The sequence below is a fragment of the Klebsiella sp. KTE92 genome (assembly GCF_000398905.1).
In the GTDB taxonomy this organism is placed as follows: Bacteria; Pseudomonadota; Gammaproteobacteria; order Enterobacterales; family Enterobacteriaceae; genus Klebsiella; species Klebsiella variicola.
In genome coordinates this window covers 2824526-2843520 of sequence record NZ_KB976100.1, presented here as the reverse complement: position 1 = coordinate 2843520, position 18995 = coordinate 2824526, and the positions used below count along the sequence as shown (strand labels likewise).

Sequence of the window (18995 nt, the reverse complement as noted above, 5' to 3'; positions counted from 1 at the left end):
GCCTGGGAGGTATGAGCCTTTGAGAGGCCCCTGTAGGCCGGATAAGGCGTAGCCGCCATCCGGCATAAAGGCTGGAACCGGGGCTGAAAAATATGACCCGGAGTCGGCGCGAGCGCCTCGTCCGGGCTACCGGTAAACGGGCATGGCTGGGGCCGCCAGCCTTCAGCGGCGGGAGCGTACCACCTGGTAACGGCGGGTAAAATACTCCACCGGCGCACTCCAGACGTGAACCAGACGGGTGAAGGGGAAGATCAGAAAGATAGTCATCCCCAGCACCAGGTGGACGCGATAGATCCACGCCACGCCGTCCAGATGCGCCGAGGCGCCGCCGTGGAAGGTGACCACCGCCTGCGCCCAGTCCACCAGCTTGAGCATTTCGCTGCCGTCCGGATGCTGGGCGGAGAAGGGGATGGTCGTCAGCCCCAGCGCGCACTGAATCAGCAGAATGCACAGGATCAAAATATCCGCGGTCGTGGAGGTGGCGCGAATGCGCGGGTTGGTCAGGCGGCGCATCAGCAGGCCGATACCGCCGACCAGGGTTAGCACGCCGCAGATGCCGCCGAGGATCATGGCCATCAGCTGCTTCTGGGACATCGGCAGGAACCACGAGTAGACCCAGTGTGGGGTCAGCATGCCAAAGAGATGGCCGAAGAAGATGCCGAGAATGCCGATATGAAATAAATTCGACCATAGCACCATTCCGCGCTTATCCAGCATCTGGCTGGATGAGGCGCGCCAGGTATACTGCCCGTAATCGTAGCGCAGCCAGCTGCCCACCAGAAAGACGGTGCCGCACAGGTAAGGGTAGATATCGTAAAAGAAGACGTTCAGATACTGGATCATTTCGGGCCTCCGGCGCGGATGTCAACGTACTGCGGCGCCACATCCTGACTAAAGCGTCGTTGATAAGCTTGCATCGACGAGCTGTCGCAAGCGGTCGCGTTATCTTCGATAAACTTCACCTGCTCTTCTTCCCACACGGCGTCCAGCGCCTGACGGGTATCGTCGCGCTTTTCTCCCGCCACCTGTTTTGTGACACTGTCACTGGTGAGCGGGCTTTTAGCCAGCGCCAACAGGGCGTCAAACAGCTGATAATACGGACAGGCTCGCTGCTTCAGGCGGCCGCCGATCAGCGCCAGAATCGGCACGATATTCTGCAGCCCTTCGCGCGCCTCCGCGGGGGGTAAAATACTGAGGTACTCCAGATACAGCGGCAGATGATCGGGCAGCTCGCGACAATCGATCTGCAGACCCGCCTGCTGATACTGATTCATCAGGTCGACCATCGCCTGGCCGCGGTCGCGGGATTCGGCATGCACATGTTCAAACAGCAGCAGCGAGGTGGCGCGCCCGCGCTCGAACACCTCGCACCACTCGGCCTGGCGATCCAACAGCGGAGCCGTCAGCAGCTCACTGACAAACGGCGTCAGGGAAGGGACGTCGACGCTGACCAGCGCCAGGGCATCGTCGCGGTTCTCCCAAAGTAACTCGTCGGGGTACTCCAGCAACAAACCGATCACTTTCAGGATCCGCATCACTCGCCCTCCCCATGCTTACGCACGCCGCTGACGTCGATGGCGTCGATCCGCCGGCTGTTAAACAGGTTGAATTTCGTATCTGACCCGTGGCAGCCATCGCCGAAGGTAAAGCCGCAGCCGTTACGTTCCGGGAAGGCATCCTCCGCCAGTTCGCGATGGCTGGTGGGGATCACGAAGCGGTCTTCGTAGTTGGCGATCGCCAGATAGCGATACATCTCTTCGACCTGCTCAACGCTGAGGCCCACCTCTTCAATGGCCCGGGTATCGGTGACGCCCTCGACGGTTTGCGAGCGCTTGTAGTGGCGCATCGCCATCATCCGTTTCAGCGCGCGCAAGACCGGCCCGGTATCGCCTGCGCTCAGCAGATTCGCCAGGTATTGCACCGGGATGCGTAGACTCTCAACCGCTGGCAGGATGTTGCCGTTGCCCGGCAGGCCGCCAGCGTCGGCAACCGACTGGATCGGCGACAGGGGCGGCACATACCAGACCATCGGCAGGGTGCGATACTCCGGATGCAGCGGCAGGGCCAGCTTCCAGTCCATCGCCAGCTTATAGACCGGCGACTTCTGCGCCGCCTCAATGACGTTGTGCGGGATCCCTTGTTTTAGCGCTTCCTCAATGACCGCCGGATCGTTTGGATTAAGGAACACCTCGCACTGGCGCTCATAGAGGTCGGTTTCATGTTCAGTGCTGGCCGCTTCTTCGATACGGTCTGCGTCGTACAGCAGCACGCCAAGGTAGCGGATGCGGCCAACGCAGGTTTCTGAGCAGACCGTTGGCTGCCCGGACTCAATACGCGGATAGCAGAAAATGCATTTTTCCGACTTGCCGCTCTTCCAGTTAAAGTAGATTTTTTTATACGGACAGCCGCTGATGCACATCCGCCAGCCGCGGCATTTGTCCTGATCGATCAGTACGATGCCATCTTCCTCACGCTTGTAGATCGCGCCGCTCGGGCAGGTGGCCACGCAGCTCGGATTGAGGCAGTGCTCGCACAGGCGCGGCAGATACATCATGAAGGTATTTTCGAACTGGCCGTACATCTCTTTTTGCATGGCTTCGAAGTTACGGTCGCGGGCGCGTTTCTCGAATTCGCCGCCGAGCAGCTCCTCCCAGTTAGGGCCCCAGTTAATCTTATCCATACGCTCGCCGCTGATCAGCGAGCGCGGGCGGGCGGTCGGCAGATATTTGCCCTCCGGCGCGTTGTGCAGATGCTGGTAGTCGTAGGTAAAGGGTTCGTAGTAATCGTCGATCGCCGGCAGCACCGGGTTGGCGAAAATCTTCGATAATACGCTGACCCGATTGCCGAGACGGGGCGTCAGTTTACCGCTAATGCCGCGGATCCAGCCGCCTTGCCACTGATCCTGGTCCTCCCAGTTTTTTGGGTAGCCAATGCCCGGTTTGGTCTCCACGTTATTGAACCACGCGTACTCCATGCCTTCGCGGCTGCTCCAGACGTTTTTACAGGTGACCGAGCAGGTGTGACAGCCGATGCATTTGTCCAGATTCAGCACCATTCCAACCTGAGAACGGATTTTCATTTTTTCGCCTCCTGTACCTGATCGCGACCTTCGTCATCCAGCCAGGCAATATTCTTCATTTTGCGGATCATGATGAACTCGTCGCGGTTCGAACCGACGGTGCCGTAGTAGTTAAAGCCATAGGCCAGCTGGGCGTAGCCGCCAATCATGTGCGTTGGCTTCGGACAGACGCGGGTTACCGAGTTATGAATACCGCCGCGACGACCGGTCACTTCCGAACCCGGGATATTCATAATCCGTTCCTGAGCGTGGTACATCATGGTCATCCCCGGCGGCACCCGCTGGCTCACCACCGCCCGCGCGGTGAGAGCCCCGTTGGCGTTGAACGCTTCAATCCAGTCGTTGTCTTCAATGCCCAGTTCTTTCGCGTCGGTTTCGCTGAGCCAGACGATCGGCCCGCCGCGCGACAGCGTCAGCATCAACAGGTTTTCGCTATAGGTGGAGTGGATCCCCCACTTCTGGTGCGGCGTCAGGAAATTCAGCGCTTTTTCCGGGAAACCGTTTGGCGGCACGGCCTTCATCTGGCTGACGCTTCGGGTATCAATGGGCGGGCGATAGGCCACCAGGCTTTCGCCGAAGGCGCGCATCCACGGATGGTCCTGATACAGCTGCTGGCGGCCGGAGAGGGTGCGCCAGGGGATCAGCTCATGCACGTTGGTATAACCGGCATTGTAGGAGACGTGCTCGCTTTCCAGTCCGGACCACGTCGGGCTGGAGATAATTTTGCGCGGCTGCGCCTGAATATCGCGAAAGCGGATCTTCTCATCCTCTTTATTCAGCGCCAGATGGGTATGATCGCGGCCGGTAAACTCTCCCAGCGCCTGCCAGGCTTTCACCGCCACCTGGCCGTTGGTTTCCGGCGCGAGGCTGAGAATAACTTCAGAGGCGTCAATGGCGCTGTCGATCCGCGGCCGGCCTTTGGCCGGACCGTCGGGCTTGACGTAGTTAAGCTTGCCGAGGAAATCGACTTCGCTTTGCGTATTCCACGCAATGCCTTTCCCGCCGTTGCCGAGCTTATCGAGCAGCGGGCCGAGAGAGGTGAAGCGGTCCCAGGTGGCCGGGTAGTCGCGTTCCACCAGGGCAATGGACGGTGCGGTTTTGCCTGGAATGAGATCGCATTCGCCTTTGCGCCAGTCAAGCACCTCGAACGGCTGCGACAGTTCGCCGGGGGAATCATGCTGCAGTGGGACCAGCACCACATCGGTCTCTTTCCCGAGATGGCCGACACAGACCTGCGAGAAGGATTTAGCGATATCCTTGTAGATCTCCCAGTCGCTCTTTGCCTCCCAGGCCGGGTCGACGGCGGCGGAGAGCGGGTGGATAAACGGGTGCATGTCCGAGGTGTTCATATCGTCTTTTTCATACCAGGTGGCGGTCGGCAGGACAATATCGGAGAAGAGACAGGTACTGGACATGCGGAAATCGAGGGTCACCAGGAGATCGAGTTTGCCCTCAATCGCCGCGGTCTGCCACTCGACTTCCTCAGGTTTTACCTCATCGCTGGCGCCCAGTTCATCACCCTGAATACCGCTGTCGGTCCCGAGCAGGTATTTCAACATGTACTCATGCCCCTTACCGGACGATCCCAGCAGGTTAGAACGCCAGATAAACAGGTTGCGCGGATGGTTTTTGCCGCTATCCGGCTGCTCGGCGGCAAAGCGAATATCGCCTGATTTTAAGGACTGGACGGTGAACTCCGCGGGGGAGAGCCCGGTGGCCTCGGCCTGCTGCTTAATGGTCAGCGGGTTGACGTTGAGCTGGGGCGCAGAGGGTAACCAGCCCATCCGTTCCGCACGGACGTTGAAGTCGATAAGGCTGCCGCTGAATTTGCTGGCGTCGGCCAGCGGCGACAATAGCTCCTGCGCGGTCAGTTTTTCGTAGCGCCACTGGCTGGCGTGGTTGTAGAAATAAGAGGTACTGTTCATCTGCCGCGGCGGACGACTCCAGTCCAGGGCGAACGCCAGCGGCAGCCAGCCGGTCTGCGGGCGCAGTTTCTCCTGACCGACATAGTGCGACCAGCCGCCGCCGCTCTGGCCGACGCAGCCGCAGAATACCAGCATGTTGATCATCCCCCGGTAGTTCATATCCATGTGGTACCAGTGGTTCACCCCGGCGCCGAGGATAATCATTGAGCGGCCATGGGTCTTATGCGCCGTCTCGGCGAACTCGCGGGCGATTTGTTCGATATGTTGACGCGGTACGCCGGTGATCTGCTCCGCCCATGCCGGGGTATAGGCTTTGACCTCGGCGAAATCCTTCGCCGCATTGACATCGTCAAGCCCGCGATCCAGACCGTAGTTGGCCAGAATCAGGTCATAGACGCTGACCACCAGGCCGCTGTCACCACTGGCCAACGTCAGCTGTTTCGCCGGTAGCGGGTGAAAGGTCACCGGTGACTGCGCTACGCTGCGAAAATGCGGGTTTTCGTTGCCGCCAAAGTAGGGGAAGCCCACCGACACTACGCTGTCGCGAATATCCAGCAGCGACAGCTTCAGCTCGACATCTTTGCCGTCTGCCCGTTGTTCGAGATTCCATTTGCCTTTTTCGCCCCAGCGAAAGCCGATGGAGCCGTTCGGCGCCACCAGTTCGCCGTCGGCGTTACAGGCGACGGTTTTCCATTCCGGGTTATTACTTTCCCCGAGACCGTCAAGCAGGTCGGAAGCACGCAGCATACGGCCCGGCGTATAGCTGCCGTCGTCGCGCGGCTCGAGCATCACCAGCATCGGCATGTCGGTGTAGGTCCGGCAGTAGTTAAGAAAGTAATCGCTCGGGTTATCGAGGTGGAAGGCTTTAAGGATCACGTGGCCCATGGCCATCGCCAGCGCGCTGTCGGTGCCTTGTTTTGGCGCCAGCCACTGGTCGCAGAGCTTGGCGACTTCCGAATAGTCCGGCGTGATGGCGATGGTTTTGGTGCCCTTGTAGCGTACTTCGGTAAAGAAGTGGGCGTCCGGGGTTCGGGTCTGCGGGACGTTGGAGCCCCAGGCAATAATGTAGCTGGAGTTGTACCAGTCGGCGGATTCCGGCACGTCGGTTTGTTCGCCCCAGGTCATCGGCGAGGCGGGGGGGAGATCGCAGTACCAGTCATAAAAGCTCAGGCAGGTGCCGCCGATCAACGATAAATAGCGGGTGCCCGCGGCGTAGGAGACCATCGACATCGCCGGGATCGGCGAAAAGCCCGCGACGCGGTCCGGGCCGTAGTGTTTGATGGTCCAGACGTTGGCGGCGGCGATCAGTTGATTTAACTCTTTCCAGCTGGAGCGAACAAAGCCGCCTTTGCCGCGGACTTGTTTGTAGCTGCGGGTTTTTAGCGGATCCTGCATGATGCTATCCCAGGCCTGTACCGGGTCGGGATGCTGCGCCAGGGCTTCGCGCCACAGCTCAATCAGCCGTTTACGCGCCAGCGGGTACTTCAGCCGGTTGGCGCTGTAGAGATACCAGGAGTAGCTGGCGCCACGCGGGCAGCCGCGCGGTTCGTGGTTTGGCAGATCTGGCCGGGTGCGCGGATAATCGGTCTGCTGGGTTTCCCAGGTAACGAGGCCGTTTTTGACGTAAATTTTCCAGCTGCAGGAGCCGGTGCAGTTCACACCGTGCGTGGAGCGGACAATTTTGTCGAACTGCCAGCGTTGACGGTAACTATCTTCCCAGTCACGGTTGTTGTTGTAGACCTGGCCGTGGCCGTTGGCAAAGGTCTCGCCTTTCTGCTTAAAGTAGCGAAAGCGATCCAGTAATTTACTCATGACATTTCTCCTGCTCCGATGATGTCCGGCATCGTGCCACCCGGCCGGATGAGCGAACGAACTCGTAGGCCGGATAAGGCGTAAGCCGCCATCCGGCAGATAAATCGTTATGGTTAAGCGGGTTTACGGCGGCCGTAGACCAGCCAGGTCACCAGCACGCAAACCACATAAAAAACAAAGAAGACCTTCATGGCCCCGACCGGCGAGCCGGTCATCGCCAGCGAGGTGCCGAAGGCTTTTGGAATAAAGAAGCCACCGATGGCGCCGATCGCCGAGATAAAGCCCAGCGCGGCAGCGGTATCGGTCACCGCCTCGTGCTGCGCTTCTTCATCGCTGCCGCCGCGCTGCTTTACGCTGTCGATGGTGAGCTGGCGGAAGATGACGGCGATCATCTGGAAGGTGGAGCCGCTTCCCAGACCGGCGGTTAAAAAGAGCCCCATAAACACCACGTAGAAAGCGAGAAAGCTGCCGGAGCCGCTGCCTGGCAGGGTCAGAAACAGCAGGCCGGTAAACAGCGCCATCAGGACGAAGTTGACCAGCGTCACCCGCACGCCGCCCAGACGGTCGGAGATGATCCCGCCGAATGAGCGCGCCAGCGCGCCGATGAACGGCCCAAAGAAGGCGAGTTTGAGGATATCGACTGCGGGAAACTGGGTTTTCGCCAGCATGGCAAAGCCGGCGGAAAAGCCGATAAACGAGCCGAAGGTCGCCAGATAGAGCAGGCTTAACAGCCACATATGCGGTCGCTTGAGTACGGGAAGCTGATCGCGAATCGAGGCCTTTGAACCGGCGATATCGTTCATGCCGAACCAGGCGGCGACGGTGGCGAGCAGCAGCAGCGGTACCCAGACGAGCGCCGCATTACTCAGGGTGATTGTCGAACCATCGGGCTGGGTGACGCCATGGACGCCGAGGAAGGTGAAGAGCGGCAGGAAGATCACCGCCGGGGCGACCATCTGCATCACACTGACGCCGAGATTGCCAAGGCCGCCATTGACCCCCAGCGCGCTGCCCTGTTTGGCTTTGGGAAAAAAGAAACTGATATTTCCCATGCTGGAAGCAAAATTCGCGCCGGCAAAACCGCATAGCAGTGCAATAACAATAAATACCCAGAACGGAGTAGTAATATACTGGATCGCCACCCCTAACCAAATACAAGGCACAATCAGGATCACGGTACTTAATACGGTCCAGTAGCGCCCTCCCAAAAGGGGTACCATAAAGGAGTAGGGCACCCGTAATATCGCGCCGGAAAGTGAAGGGAGGGCGGTTAATAAAAAAAGCTGGTCGGTAGTGAAATGAAAACCGACCTTATTGAGATTGACCGCCACGGCGCTGAATAACATCCATACGCAGAAAGCAAGCAGTAAGCAGGTTACTGATATCCATAGATTTCTTCTCGCGATGGCTTGACCTTTATTTTCCCAGAATGCCTTGTTTTCAGGCCGCCAATTCTTCAAAAGGTAATGATTATCTTTCTCATTATGTACCGACATATTGCCCTCTACTTGCCCGGAAAGGAGTAAATAAATAAGGTCAACTGCTGAATACAAGGGGATGGTGAATAACGCTTAATCTGCGTTATCTATGAAGCGTAGATAAAAAAAACGTGCTGACAGAGAGCACGTGGTAAGCGTAGCGGAATTAATTGTTACTAAATGTAAAGATGGCTAAAATAACTCCAGCGTAATCATCTTATTCAAATAACGGCTAAACGCCGCCTCATCCAGGGCCTGGGTACCAAGGGCATAAATCCCGTCGAGGCCGCACACCAGGGCGATAAAACGCCAGGCGATATCCGCCGCAGGCTCAGCCGATCGAAATTCGCCGCAGGCGAGGCCCTGCTCGATGATGGCGACGGTCTCTTCATGCCACATGGTCATCGTCAGCAGGTAGGCCGCTTTGATGTCCGGGTCGCTGTCGGCCAGCACCTGGCCTTCGCGCCACAGGCGGATATAGGGCTCCAGCCGGCCATCTTCGCTGCCGATCATTGAGAATAACCGCTCGCGCCAGCTGGCGTCTTCGGCCACCAGCGGCATATCGAGCATCTCGCGGATCAGACGGATGAAAACCTGCGATTTCAGCTCGCCGATGGAGGCGAAGTGGTGGTGTAGTTGCCCGGCGGCCACCTCGGCTTCGCGGGCGATCTGCCGCACGGTCATGGCGGCAAAGCCGCCGCGCAGCGCCAGCCGCATGGCGGCCTGCATAATCCCTTCCCGTCGTGCATCCCGCTGTAAATAGTGCATAGAACCCCGCTGTCATCTGACTTTGGCCGAGTGTAACAAAAAGTTGGACATGCGTTCAACAATCCGGCAGGATCGCCATCCTGGACGTGTGTCCAATTTCCAACATTGAGGTACAAGCTATGTCACGGCAATGGATGACGCTGATGGCGATTTTGCTGGTTTATATTCCGGTGGCGATTGACGCCACGGTATTGCATGTGGCCGCGCCGACGCTCAGCGTCGCGCTGGGTAGCAGCGGCAATGAGCTGCTGTGGATTATTGACATCTACTCCTTAGTCATGGCCGGTATGGTGCTGCCGATGGGCGCCCTCGGCGATAAAATCGGCTTCAAGCGCCTGCTGCTGCTCGGCAGCGCCATTTTTGGCGTCGCCTCGCTGTGCGCCGCGCTGTCGCCGACGGCCCTGACGCTGATTGCCTCACGCGCTTTGCTGGCGGTGGGGGCGGCGATGATCGTCCCGGCGACGCTGGCTGGGATCCGCAGCACCTTTGCCGAGGCCAGCCAGCGCAATATGGCGCTGGGTCTGTGGGCGGCGGTGGGCTCCGGCGGCGCGGCTTTTGGCCCGCTGGTGGGCGGCATGCTGCTGGAGCATTTCTACTGGGGGTCGGTATTCCTGATCAACGTACCGATCGTGCTGGTGGTTATCGCCATTAATGCGAAGGTGGTGCCGCGCCAGCCTGCGCGCCGCGAACAACCGCTCAATCTGCTGCAGGCGCTTATTTTGATTGCGTCGATCCTGATGCTGGTGTTTAGCGCGAAATCGGCGCTGAAGGGCCAGCTGGCGCTGTGGCTCACCGCACTGGTGGCGATCGGCGGGGCGGCGATGCTCACCTGGTTTATCCGCAAGCAGCTGTCGGCGACCCGCCCGATGGTGGATATGCGGCTGTTCACCCATCGTATTATTTTAAGCGGGGTGATGATGGCGATGACGGCCCTGATTACCTTGGTCGGTTTTGAGCTGCTGATGGCTCAGGAGCTGCAGTTTGTGCATCAGAAAACGCCGTTCGAGGCGGGGATGTTTATGCTGCCGGTGATGGTCGCCAGCGGCTTCAGCGGCCCGATTGCCGGCCTGCTGGTGTCGCGGCTTGGGCTGCGCGAGGTGGCGACCGGCGGGATGTTGCTCAGCGCCTTCAGCTTTTTGGGCCTCGCGCTGACCGATTTCAGCAGTCAGCCGTGGCAGGCGTGGGGGCTGATGACGCTGCTGGGCTTCAGCGTCGCCAGCGCGCTGCTGGCCTCCAGCTCCGCGATTATGGCGGCGGCGCCGAAGGAGAAAGCGGCAGCAGCCGGGGCCATCGAAACCATGGCCTATGAACTTGGCGCCGGTCTCGGTATTGCGCTGTTCGGGCTGATCCTGACCCGCAGCTACAGCGCCACCATTGTGCTACCGTCCGGGCTGAGTGAGTCCATGGCGCAGCAGGCGTCGTCGTCAATCGGCGAGGCGGTCAGCCTGACGCAGGCGCTGCCCGCCGGGATGGCTGAGGCGCTGATGGCGGCGGCGAAGGCGGCCTTTACCCAGGCTCACAGCCTGGTGCTGGCGACGGCGGGCGTACTGCTTCTGCTGCTGGCGGCCGGCATCTGGCGCAGCCTGGCGAGCGTGGCGAAACCGCAGTCAACGCTATAGCTGTAGCGACAGGTCCATCGCCGCGCGTCGAAGCGGGGCGAGGGCCTTCTCTTTTAACGCCGCGGCGCTGGTCGTCGCGGCGGGGACCCCGACATTCAGGGCGGCCACCACCTGGCCATGGCGTGACAGCACGGGCACCGCCAGCGAACACAACCCCACCTCAATCTGCCGGTCGGCGAGGGCATAGCCCTGCATGCGCACCCGGGCAATCTCCGCGCGTAGCCCGGCCATATCGCACAGAGTGTGCGGGGTGTAGCGGATTAACGCTGCTCGTGACAGTGTCACCTCAAGCTGTTCCTCCGGCAGCGCGCTCAACAACACCCGTCCCATAGAGGTCGCCCACGCCGGCAGGCGACTGCCGCGCCCCAGGTCGACGCTCAGTAAATTATTGACTGCCGCGCGGGCGATATAGAGCACGTTATCGCCATCCAGCGTCGCCGCTGAGCAGGATTCGCCGAGCGCTTTGCCGAGGCTATCCAGCGCCGTCTGCGCCACCTTGGCCAGCGGCGTACCGGCCAGATAGGCGTGGCCGACGGCCAGCACCCGGGGCAGCAGTTCATAGCTGCGGCCATCCGGACTGTGCACCATGCCCAGCGCGGCGAGGGTATACAGGCAACGGCGTACCGCCGCGCGGGAGATTTGGGTTTTCTGGCTCAACTGAGAAATGGTCAGCCGCTGGCGCTGGGGAGTAAAAGCGTTAAGGACCTCCAGCCCGCGGGCCAGAGACAGCATAAAGTTGGGATCGTGCTCGGCCTGCCTGGCGCTCAAGGTGGTGGGGGTATGGTCACGCATTGATTCCCTCTCCGTTGCAATGCAAAGCTCACGGGGCATCACTATACCGTGCGCAAACTGCACCGTCCTGAATTGTGCCGGTTTTACCACCGCGATCACATTATTAACTGCCTTTAACAAACGTGCCGATAATCGCACAACATTTCGATTATCGCCGTTGACCAGCCGCCAGGCTGAACCCTATTGTCAATGGCACACACCTCCCCGTTATGGATGTGGGTACAAAAAGTTATACATCTCATCAGGAACCGAAAATGACCGCCACCGTAGAACGTATTGAGAGCTGGATAGTGGATGTCCCGACCATCCGGCCACACAAGTTATCGATGACCACCATGGGCTGCCAGACGCTGGTGATCGTGCGGCTTACCCGCTCCGACGGCATCTGCGGCATCGGCGAAGCCACCACCATTGGTGGTTTGAGCTATGGCGTCGAGAGCCCGGAGGCTATCTCGTCGGCGATAACCCATTATCTGACGCCGCTGTTGAAAGGGCAGCCGGCCGATAACCTGAATGCGCTGACTGCCCGCATGAACAGCGCCATTAAAGGCAACACCTTTGCAAAGTCCGCCATTGAAACCGCGCTGCTGGATGCCCAGGGCAAAGCCTTAGGGCTGCCGGTGTCGGCGCTGCTCGGCGGGGCGCTGCAAACGGCGTTGCCGGTGCTGTGGACCTTAGCCAGCGGCGATACCGCGAAAGATATCGCCGAAGGGGAAAAACTGTTAGCCGAGCGCCGCCATCAGGCGTTCAAACTGAAAATTGGCGCGCGGGAATTAGCCACCGACCTGCTTCATACCCGGGCCATTGTGGAAGCGTTAGGCGATCGCGCCAGCATCCGCGTCGACGTCAACCAGGCCTGGGACGCCGCGACCGGCGCGAAAGGCTGCCGCGAACTGGCGGCGATGGGCGTGGACCTCATCGAACAGCCGGTCAGCGCCCACGACAATGCCGCACTGGTGCGCCTGAGCCAGCAAATCGAAACCGCGATCCTGGCGGATGAAGCGGTCGCGACCGCTTACGATGGTTACCAACTGGCGCAGCAGGGCTTTACCGGCGCTTACGCCCTGAAAATCGCCAAGGCGGGAGGGCCGAACAGCGTGCTGGCGCTGGCCCGCGTCGCCCAGGCGGCGGGGATTGGCCTGTATGGCGGCACGATGCTGGAAGGGACCGTCGGTACCGTTGCGTCTCTGCACGCCTGGTCGACGCTGCCGCTGCAGTGGGGTACCGAGATGTTCGGCCCGCTGCTCCTCAAAGACGATATCGTCAGCGTACCGCTGACCTTTGCCGATGGTCAGGTAGCGCTCCCGCAGACGCCAGGGCTCGGCGTGGAGCTGGATGAAGACAAGCTGCGCTTCTATTCCCGTAAAGCATAACAGGAGTAAATCATGCTATTTAAAGTGGAGATGACCGTTAATATCCCGCTCGGGTTTCCTGCCGCCGAAGCGGATGAAATTAAACAACGCGAGAAAGCCTATTCGCAACAATTACAACGTGAAGGCAAATGGCGACATATCTGGCGCGTCGCCGGTCTTTACGCCAATGTCAGCATTTTCGATGTTCGAGATGCCGAAGAGTTACATCAAATTTTAATGGGATTGCCGCTGTATCCCTTTATGGATATTCGCGTCGAGGCGCTGTGCCGTCATCCCTCGTCTGTTCGTGAAGACGATAGCTAATAATAATAACATCTGACCTCATGCCGGGAATACCCGGCAAATATCCTACAACGATAAGAGAGAATAATTATGAGTAATGCTTTCGTACAACAAGAAGCCGTGCAGAAATTATTACGTGAAGGCGCGGGGTTAAATGTCCCTGGCGGTAATGAACGTTTTAAAGCCATCGTCCACCGTTTGCTGGAGAATATCTGCACGCTGATCGATGACTATAACGTCACAGAAGAAGAGTTCTGGCACGCGGTGAACTATCTGCACGAGCTGGGTGGGCGTCAGGAAGCGGCGCTGCTGGCGGCGGGGCTGGGACTGGAGCATTTCCTCGATCTGCGTCAGGACGCCATTGATGCGGCGGCGCGGCGGGAAACCGGTACCCCGCGCACCATCGAAGGGCCGCTGTATGTGGCCAATGCGCCGCTGGCCGACAGCCACGCCCGGATGGATGATGGCGCAGATGCCGGGGAAGTAATGTGGCTGCATGGTCAGGTTAAAGATAATCAGGGCCAGCCGATCGCTAACGCCATCGTTGATATCTGGCACGCCAATACCCTGGGTAACTACTCGTTTTTCGATAAAAGCCAGAGCGACTACAACCTCCGTCGCCGGATCCGCACTGGCGCCGATGGCCGCTACAGCGTGCGCAGCATCATGCCGTCCGGCTACGGCTGCCCGCCGGATGGTCCAACCCAGAAGTTGCTGGATCAATTAGGCCGCCACGGCAACCGTCCGGCGCACATTCACTTCTTCGTCTCCGCCCCGGGCTATAAGCATCTGACCAGCCAGATTAACCTCAGCGGCGATAAATATCTGTGGGATGATTTTGCCTTTGCTACCCGCGACGGTCTGATTGCCGACCCGGTAAAAGTGACCGACCGCGAGACCATCGCGCAGCGCGATCTTGAGGGAGAGCACACCGAGGTCTGTTTTGATTTCACCCTGTGTAAAGCCCTGAACGCCGACGAAGAGCACCGCGGCACCCGCCTGCGCGCCAAAGAGTAACCGGTATTATCGGCCCCGGGCACGCCGCTGCCCGGGGCCGACAGTGCACTCGAAAACGACAAATTCACCCTGTTTCTTTCATCCTGAATCCTGCAGGAGGGACTGACTCATGCAAAAAACGCTATCAGCGCTTAAAGACAAAATTAACAACGCGTTAATTGTCGACCGTGAAAATCATATTTACCGTTGCCACCGCTCTATATTTACCGATCCACAGTTATTTGATTTTGAAATGAAGCATATCTTCGAAGGTAATTGGGTTTTTCTCGCGCATGAAAGCCAGATTGCCGAGCCGGGAGATTATTATACTCTGACGCTGGGACGGCAGCCGGTTATTATCACTCGTGATAAAAAGAATGAATTGCATGCATTAATTAATAGCTGTGCCCACCGCGGGGCTATGTTATGCCGACGCAAAACCGGAAATAAAAACTCATTTACCTGTCCGTTTCATGGCTGGACCTTCAGCAATAACGGCAAATTATTAAAAGCCAAAGATGAGAGCACCGGCGCCTATCCTGACACCTTCAAACAGGAAGGGTCTCACGATCTGCAAAAACTGCCGCGTTTTCAGTCTTACCGCGGTTTCTTATTCGGTAGCCTCAACGCCGACGTGCAGTCGCTGGAGGCCTATCTCGGCGAAACCCGCAAAATCATCGATCTGATCGTCGATCAGGCGCCGGACGGGCTGGAAGTGCTGAAGGGCTCGTCGAGCTATGTATACGAAGGCAACTGGAAGCTGGGCGCGGAGAACGGCGCCGATGGCTATCACGTCAGCGTGGTGCACTGGAACTATGCCTCAACCATGTCACGCCGCAACTATGAAGCGGAGGGGACGCATGCGGTTGACGCCAACGGCTGGTCAAAGAGCGTCGGCGGCGGCTACGGTTTTGACAATGGCCACATGCTGCTGTGGACCCGGGCGCTGAACCCGGAAGTGCGCCCGGTGTATGCCCACCGCGAGCGTCTGCAGGCGGAATTTGGCGAACTGCGCGCCGACCAGATGGTCAACGAAACCCGCAACCTGTGCCTGTACCCCAACGTCTACCTGATGGATCAGTTTTCTACCCAGATCCGCGTGATCCGCCCGATTGCGGTGGATAAAACCGAAGTCACCATCTGGTGCTTTGCGCCAAAAGGCGAATCTGACCTGGCGCGGGCGCTACGCATCCGCCAGTATGAAGATTTCTTTAACGTTAGCGGGATGGGGACGCCGGACGATCTGGAAGAGTTCAGCGCCTGTCAGCGCGGCTATCTCGGCGAAAATCTGCCATGGAGCGATCTGAGCCGCGGCGCGCTGCGCTGGGTCGACGGCCCGGATGAGCACGCCAAACATGCCGGTTTCACGCCACGACTCAGCGGGGTGAAATCGGAAGATGAAGCGCTGTACATCGCCCATCACCATCACTGGCAAACGGTCATGCTGGCGGCGCTGGAACAGGAACAGCAGCGTTACGACCAGTCGATTACCCAGCGCGTGGAGGTGGCCTGATGTTGAATCTCGAACACGTTCGCCAGTTTCTCTATTACGAAGCCCGCCTGTTGGATGATCGTCAGTGGGACGAATGGCTGAGCTGTTACAGCCCGCAGGTGGTCTACTGGATGCCGGCGTGGGGCGACGATGACCAGCTGACGCGCGACCCGCAAAAAGAGATTTCCCTTATCTATTATCCCAACCGTGAAGGCCTGGAAGATCGCGTCTATCGCATTAAAACCGAACGTTCCGGCGCCAGTACGCCGGAGCCGCGCACCACCCACATCATCAGCAATGTTGAACTGATGGGCGAAAGCGACGAGGGGCTGGAGGTGCGCTACAACTGGGTCACCTGGAGCCACCGCTATCAACACACGGATGCCTATTTCGGCTCTACCTGTTGCACGCTAATTGAGCTGGACGGCAGACCGCAGATCGTGCGCAAAACCGTGCGCCTGAATAACGATTATATCCGTCAGGTGATTGACGTTTACCACATTTAAGAGGCGCTTATGACCTTCAATATTGCTCTTAATTTTGAGGACGGCATTACCCGCTTTATTCAATGCCATGCCGGGGAGAAGGTGCTGGATGCCGCCTATCGCCAGAAGGTGAATCTGCCGATGGACTGTTCGGACGGCGTTTGCGGTACCTGCAAATGTCACTGCGCCAGCGGTGAATACGATCTGGGGGAGGATTATCTCGACGAGGCGTTAAGCGACGACGAAGCGCAGGCTCGCCAGGTGCTGACCTGCCAGATGGTCCCGACCAGCGACTGTGTGATCGATGTGCCGGTGGCCGCCGCGCAGTGCAAAACCGCGCTGACCAACACCGGGGCGGAGGTGCGGCAGGTGAATTGTCTGTCCGATACCGCCATCGAACTGGTGGTCGCCCTGGATGAGCCGCTGGCTTTTCTGCCGGGGCAATATATCAACATTCAGGTACCGGGCACGCCTCATGTCCGCGCCTACTCATTCAGCTCGCTGCCGGGTTCTCTCGAAGGGCGCTTTCTGATCCGTAACGTGCCTGGCGGCATGATGAGCCAGTGGTTAACCCAGCAGGCGCGACCCGGCGATCGCCTGACCCTCAGCGGCCCCATGGGCAGCTTCTATTTGCGCAGCGGCGAACGCCCGCTGCTCATGCTGGCGGGCGGCACCGGGCTGGCGCCGCTGCTCTCCATGTTACATACCCTGCAAACACAGGGCAGTCAGCGCCCGGTAACGCTACTGTACGGCGTGACCCGCGATTGCGATCTGGTGAAAACCGACGCGCTGGATGCGTTTAACCAACAACTGACGGGATATCGCTGGCTGCCGGTGGTGGCGGATGAAAACAGTACCTGCCCGCAGCGCGGCTTTGTGACCGACCATCTGGATGACGCCATGCTGAATAACGGCGACGTCGATATCTATCTTTGTGGGCCGCCGCCGATGGTGAACGCGGTCGCCACGGCGCTGCGCGACAGAGGAATTTCCCCGGCAGGGTTCTGGTATGAGAAATTTATCGCCAGCCAGAGCGCGGCGGCATAAGGAGGCATGATGCGTTTTACCGATAAAGTCGTCGCTATTACCGGCGCGGCGCAGGGCATTGGTCGCCAGACCGCGGAGCAGGCGGCAACTGAAGGCGCCGCCCTGTTGCTGATTGACCGCTCGCCTTACGTGCACGAACTGGCTGCCGTTTTAGCCCAGGCCGGAAGTCAGGTACTGGCGCTGGAGGCTGACCTTGAGCAGTGGCAGAGTACTGAACAGGCGTTTGCCGCCGGGGTAGCGCATTTTGGCCGCCTCGATGTGTTAATCAATAACGTCGGGGGAACTATCTGGGCGCGACCTTTCGCCGAGTATCAGCCAGAACAAATTGAGAAAGAGATCCGCCGCTCGCTGTTTCCTACCCTGTGGGGCTGCCGCGCGGCGCTCCCCTGGATGCTGAAGCAGGGGAAAGGCAGCATCGTCAATATCTCGTCGGTGGCGACGGCGGGGGTGAACCGGGTGCCTTACTCGGCGGCGAAAGGCGGCGTGAATGCGCTGACCCGGTCGATTGCCATGGAGTACAGCGGCAGCGGTATTCGGATTAACGCCGTCGCGCCTGGCGGGACGGAGGCGCCGCCGCGCCTGACGCCGCGCAACGATGAGCAGCCGAGCGAGCAGGAAAAGGCGTGGTATCAGCAGGTCGTCGATCAGACGGTGGCGAGCAGCCTGCTGCACCGGTACGGCACGCTGGCGGAACAGGCGAACGCGATCCTGTTTCTCGCCAGCGATGAAGCCAGCTATATCACCGGCGTGACGCTACCGGTGGCGGGGGGCGATCTCGGTTAGCGGCGGGTGGCGTACCAGCAGAGCAGGGAGCCGAGACACACCATCCCGGCGCCCTGCCAGAAGGACCACGATAGCGTGGCGCTGAGCAGGACTGCCGCCAGCGCGGAAGAGAGCACTGGCGTGAAGTACGACGCCGCCGCCAGCAGGCTGACGTTGCCGTGCAGGATCCCGACGTTCCACGCCGCGTAAGCCAGCCCCAGCGCCACGGAGACCGTCATCAGCTTAATGACTACCGGCCAGCTAAACAGCATCGGCGGCTGGTCGCTGGCGAGAAATTTCAGCCATAGCGTCAGGGCGGTTAACAGGACAAAGAGGGTAATGCCATTTTTACCTTTGGCGTACTTCGCGGTCACCGTGCAGTACGCCGCCCAGATAAACGCCCCGACAAATGCCAGAATGTAGCTCAGCGGGCTGGACACCACGTTATTGATGATTTCCTCGGGGTTGAGCCCGTGCTCGCCGCCAAGTACCCAGCTCACGCCGAACAGCGCCAGCAATAAGCCGGGGATCACCAGCCAGCTGCTTTTCTGGCCATTAAAGAGAATGGCGAACAAAATCGTCAGGCTGGGCCACAGGTAATTGACCATCCCCACTTCAATGGCCTGCTGGCGAGTGGCGGCGAACCCCAGCGACAGGGCGAGGCAGATTTCATAGCTGACAAACAGCACGCTGCCGGCCAGCAGATAGCGGCGCGGGATCTGGCGCAGGTTGGGAAAGCCAACGGTAAAAATGAGCAGCAGGCCGCTGAGGCTATAAATCATCGCCGCGCCGCCAACCGGGCCTAACCCTTCGCTGACGCCGCGAATCAATCCGACCATCGTGCTCCATAAGATAATGGCGGCGAAGCCGATTGATGTCGCTCTCTTTTTTTGCATATTTAACCTGATAGTGACGCAAACGCAGCCGGAATTTATAACATCTTTTGCCGGTCGATGGTCGATATTTCCCGCCGGCGTTAACTCTTTGGTATTAGTCAAACTCGTCGCCGCTGACTATTAAGGGGGCGAGCGTTTTCGACCTTGATTTGACGCAAATAAAACAAAGGTATTGCTGTTAGTTTCCTC

The 18995-nt window shown here is 59.2% G+C and carries 16 protein-coding genes; 8 read left to right on the top strand and 8 right to left on the bottom strand.

The features are described 5' to 3' along the window. Positions 1-162: 162 nt before the first annotated feature. The 6 genes from narI to A1WC_RS12025 form a co-directional block, all read right to left on the bottom strand. Positions 163-843, bottom strand: coding sequence for a respiratory nitrate reductase subunit gamma (gene narI, locus A1WC_RS12000; protein WP_004175972.1), 681 nt, complete (start codon positions 841-843; stop codon positions 163-165). After that, positions 840-1535 (bottom strand): nitrate reductase molybdenum cofactor assembly chaperone, encoded by a 696-nt coding sequence (narW, locus tag A1WC_RS12005; RefSeq protein ID WP_016161151.1) that lies wholly within the window; start codon positions 1533-1535, stop codon positions 840-842. Before narW ends, narI begins: the two co-directional genes overlap by 4 nt. Continuing rightward, positions 1535-3079: a nitrate reductase subunit beta gene (gene narH, locus A1WC_RS12010; protein WP_012541586.1), complete on the bottom strand. Its 1545-nt coding sequence runs from the start codon at positions 3077-3079 to the stop codon at positions 1535-1537. The genes narW and narH overlap by 1 nt, the downstream gene beginning before the upstream one ends. Beyond that, positions 3076-6816, bottom strand: coding sequence for a nitrate reductase subunit alpha (locus A1WC_RS12015; protein ID WP_016161150.1), 3741 nt, complete (start codon positions 6814-6816; stop codon positions 3076-3078). The genes narH and A1WC_RS12015 overlap by 4 nt, the downstream gene beginning before the upstream one ends. Positions 6817-6929: 113 nt before the next feature. Then, positions 6930-8312, bottom strand: coding sequence for a NarK family nitrate/nitrite MFS transporter (locus A1WC_RS12020; protein ID WP_016161149.1), 1383 nt, complete (start codon positions 8310-8312; stop codon positions 6930-6932). A gap of 174 nt (positions 8313-8486) precedes the next feature. Further along, positions 8487-9062 (bottom strand): TetR family transcriptional regulator, encoded by a 576-nt coding sequence (locus tag A1WC_RS12025; protein ID WP_032691198.1) that lies wholly within the window; start codon positions 9060-9062, stop codon positions 8487-8489. 119 nt (positions 9063-9181) lie between these two features. Between A1WC_RS12025 and kmrA the strand changes: the two genes are divergently transcribed. Next, positions 9182-10681, top strand: a complete 1500-nt coding sequence (gene kmrA / locus A1WC_RS12030; RefSeq protein WP_016161147.1) for an efflux MFS transporter KmrA — start codon at positions 9182-9184, stop codon at positions 10679-10681. On the opposite strand, the gene A1WC_RS12035 is transcribed toward kmrA, so the two are convergent. Further along, complete coding sequence (locus tag A1WC_RS12035) at positions 10676-11512, bottom strand: IclR family transcriptional regulator domain-containing protein (RefSeq protein ID WP_162493252.1); 837 nt, start codon at positions 11510-11512, stop codon at positions 10676-10678. The two genes, kmrA and A1WC_RS12035, sit on opposite strands and share 6 nt — an antisense overlap. Before the next feature lie 170 nt (positions 11513-11682). Here A1WC_RS12035 and A1WC_RS12040 point away from each other — a divergent pair, with 170 nt between their 5' ends. The 7 genes from A1WC_RS12040 to A1WC_RS12070 all read left to right on the top strand — a co-directional run bounded on the left by A1WC_RS12040 (position 11683) and on the right by A1WC_RS12070 (position 17931). Beyond that, the gene (locus tag A1WC_RS12040; protein ID WP_165454047.1) at positions 11683-12846 is read left to right on the top strand and encodes a muconate cycloisomerase family protein; all 1164 of its coding nucleotides are present in this window, start codon (positions 11683-11685) and stop codon (positions 12844-12846) included. Positions 12847-12858: 12 nt separating this feature from the next. After that, complete coding sequence (gene catC, locus A1WC_RS12045; protein WP_012968100.1) at positions 12859-13149, top strand: muconolactone Delta-isomerase; 291 nt, start codon at positions 12859-12861, stop codon at positions 13147-13149. 69 nt (positions 13150-13218) lie between these two features. Then, positions 13219-14145: a catechol 1,2-dioxygenase gene (catA, locus tag A1WC_RS12050; protein WP_016161144.1), complete on the top strand. Its 927-nt coding sequence runs from the start codon at positions 13219-13221 to the stop codon at positions 14143-14145. 109 nt (positions 14146-14254) lie between these two features. Beyond that, a complete protein-coding gene (locus tag A1WC_RS12055) occupies positions 14255-15637 on the top strand; it encodes a Rieske 2Fe-2S domain-containing protein (RefSeq protein WP_016161143.1) in 1383 nt (460 codons plus the stop codon). Beyond that, positions 15637-16122 carry a benzoate 1,2-dioxygenase small subunit gene (gene benB, locus A1WC_RS12060; protein WP_016161142.1) on the top strand — a complete coding sequence of 162 codons (486 nt, stop codon included), beginning with the start codon at positions 15637-15639 and terminating at the stop codon, positions 16120-16122. Before A1WC_RS12055 ends, benB begins: the two co-directional genes overlap by 1 nt. A 9-nt stretch (positions 16123-16131) precedes the next feature. Further along, positions 16132-17148: a benzoate 1,2-dioxygenase electron transfer component BenC gene (gene benC, locus A1WC_RS12065; protein ID WP_016161141.1), complete on the top strand. Its 1017-nt coding sequence runs from the start codon at positions 16132-16134 to the stop codon at positions 17146-17148. Between the two features lie 9 nt (positions 17149-17157). After that, positions 17158-17931: a 1,6-dihydroxycyclohexa-2,4-diene-1-carboxylate dehydrogenase gene (locus A1WC_RS12070; protein WP_016161140.1), complete on the top strand. Its 774-nt coding sequence runs from the start codon at positions 17158-17160 to the stop codon at positions 17929-17931. On the opposite strand, the gene yddG is transcribed toward A1WC_RS12070, so the two are convergent. Beyond that, on the bottom strand, positions 17928-18806 hold the full coding sequence (gene yddG / locus A1WC_RS12075) for an aromatic amino acid DMT transporter YddG (protein WP_016161139.1): 879 nt from the start codon (positions 18804-18806) through the stop codon (positions 17928-17930). The genes A1WC_RS12070 and yddG overlap by 4 nt on opposite strands. Positions 18807-18995: the final 189 nt, after the last annotated feature.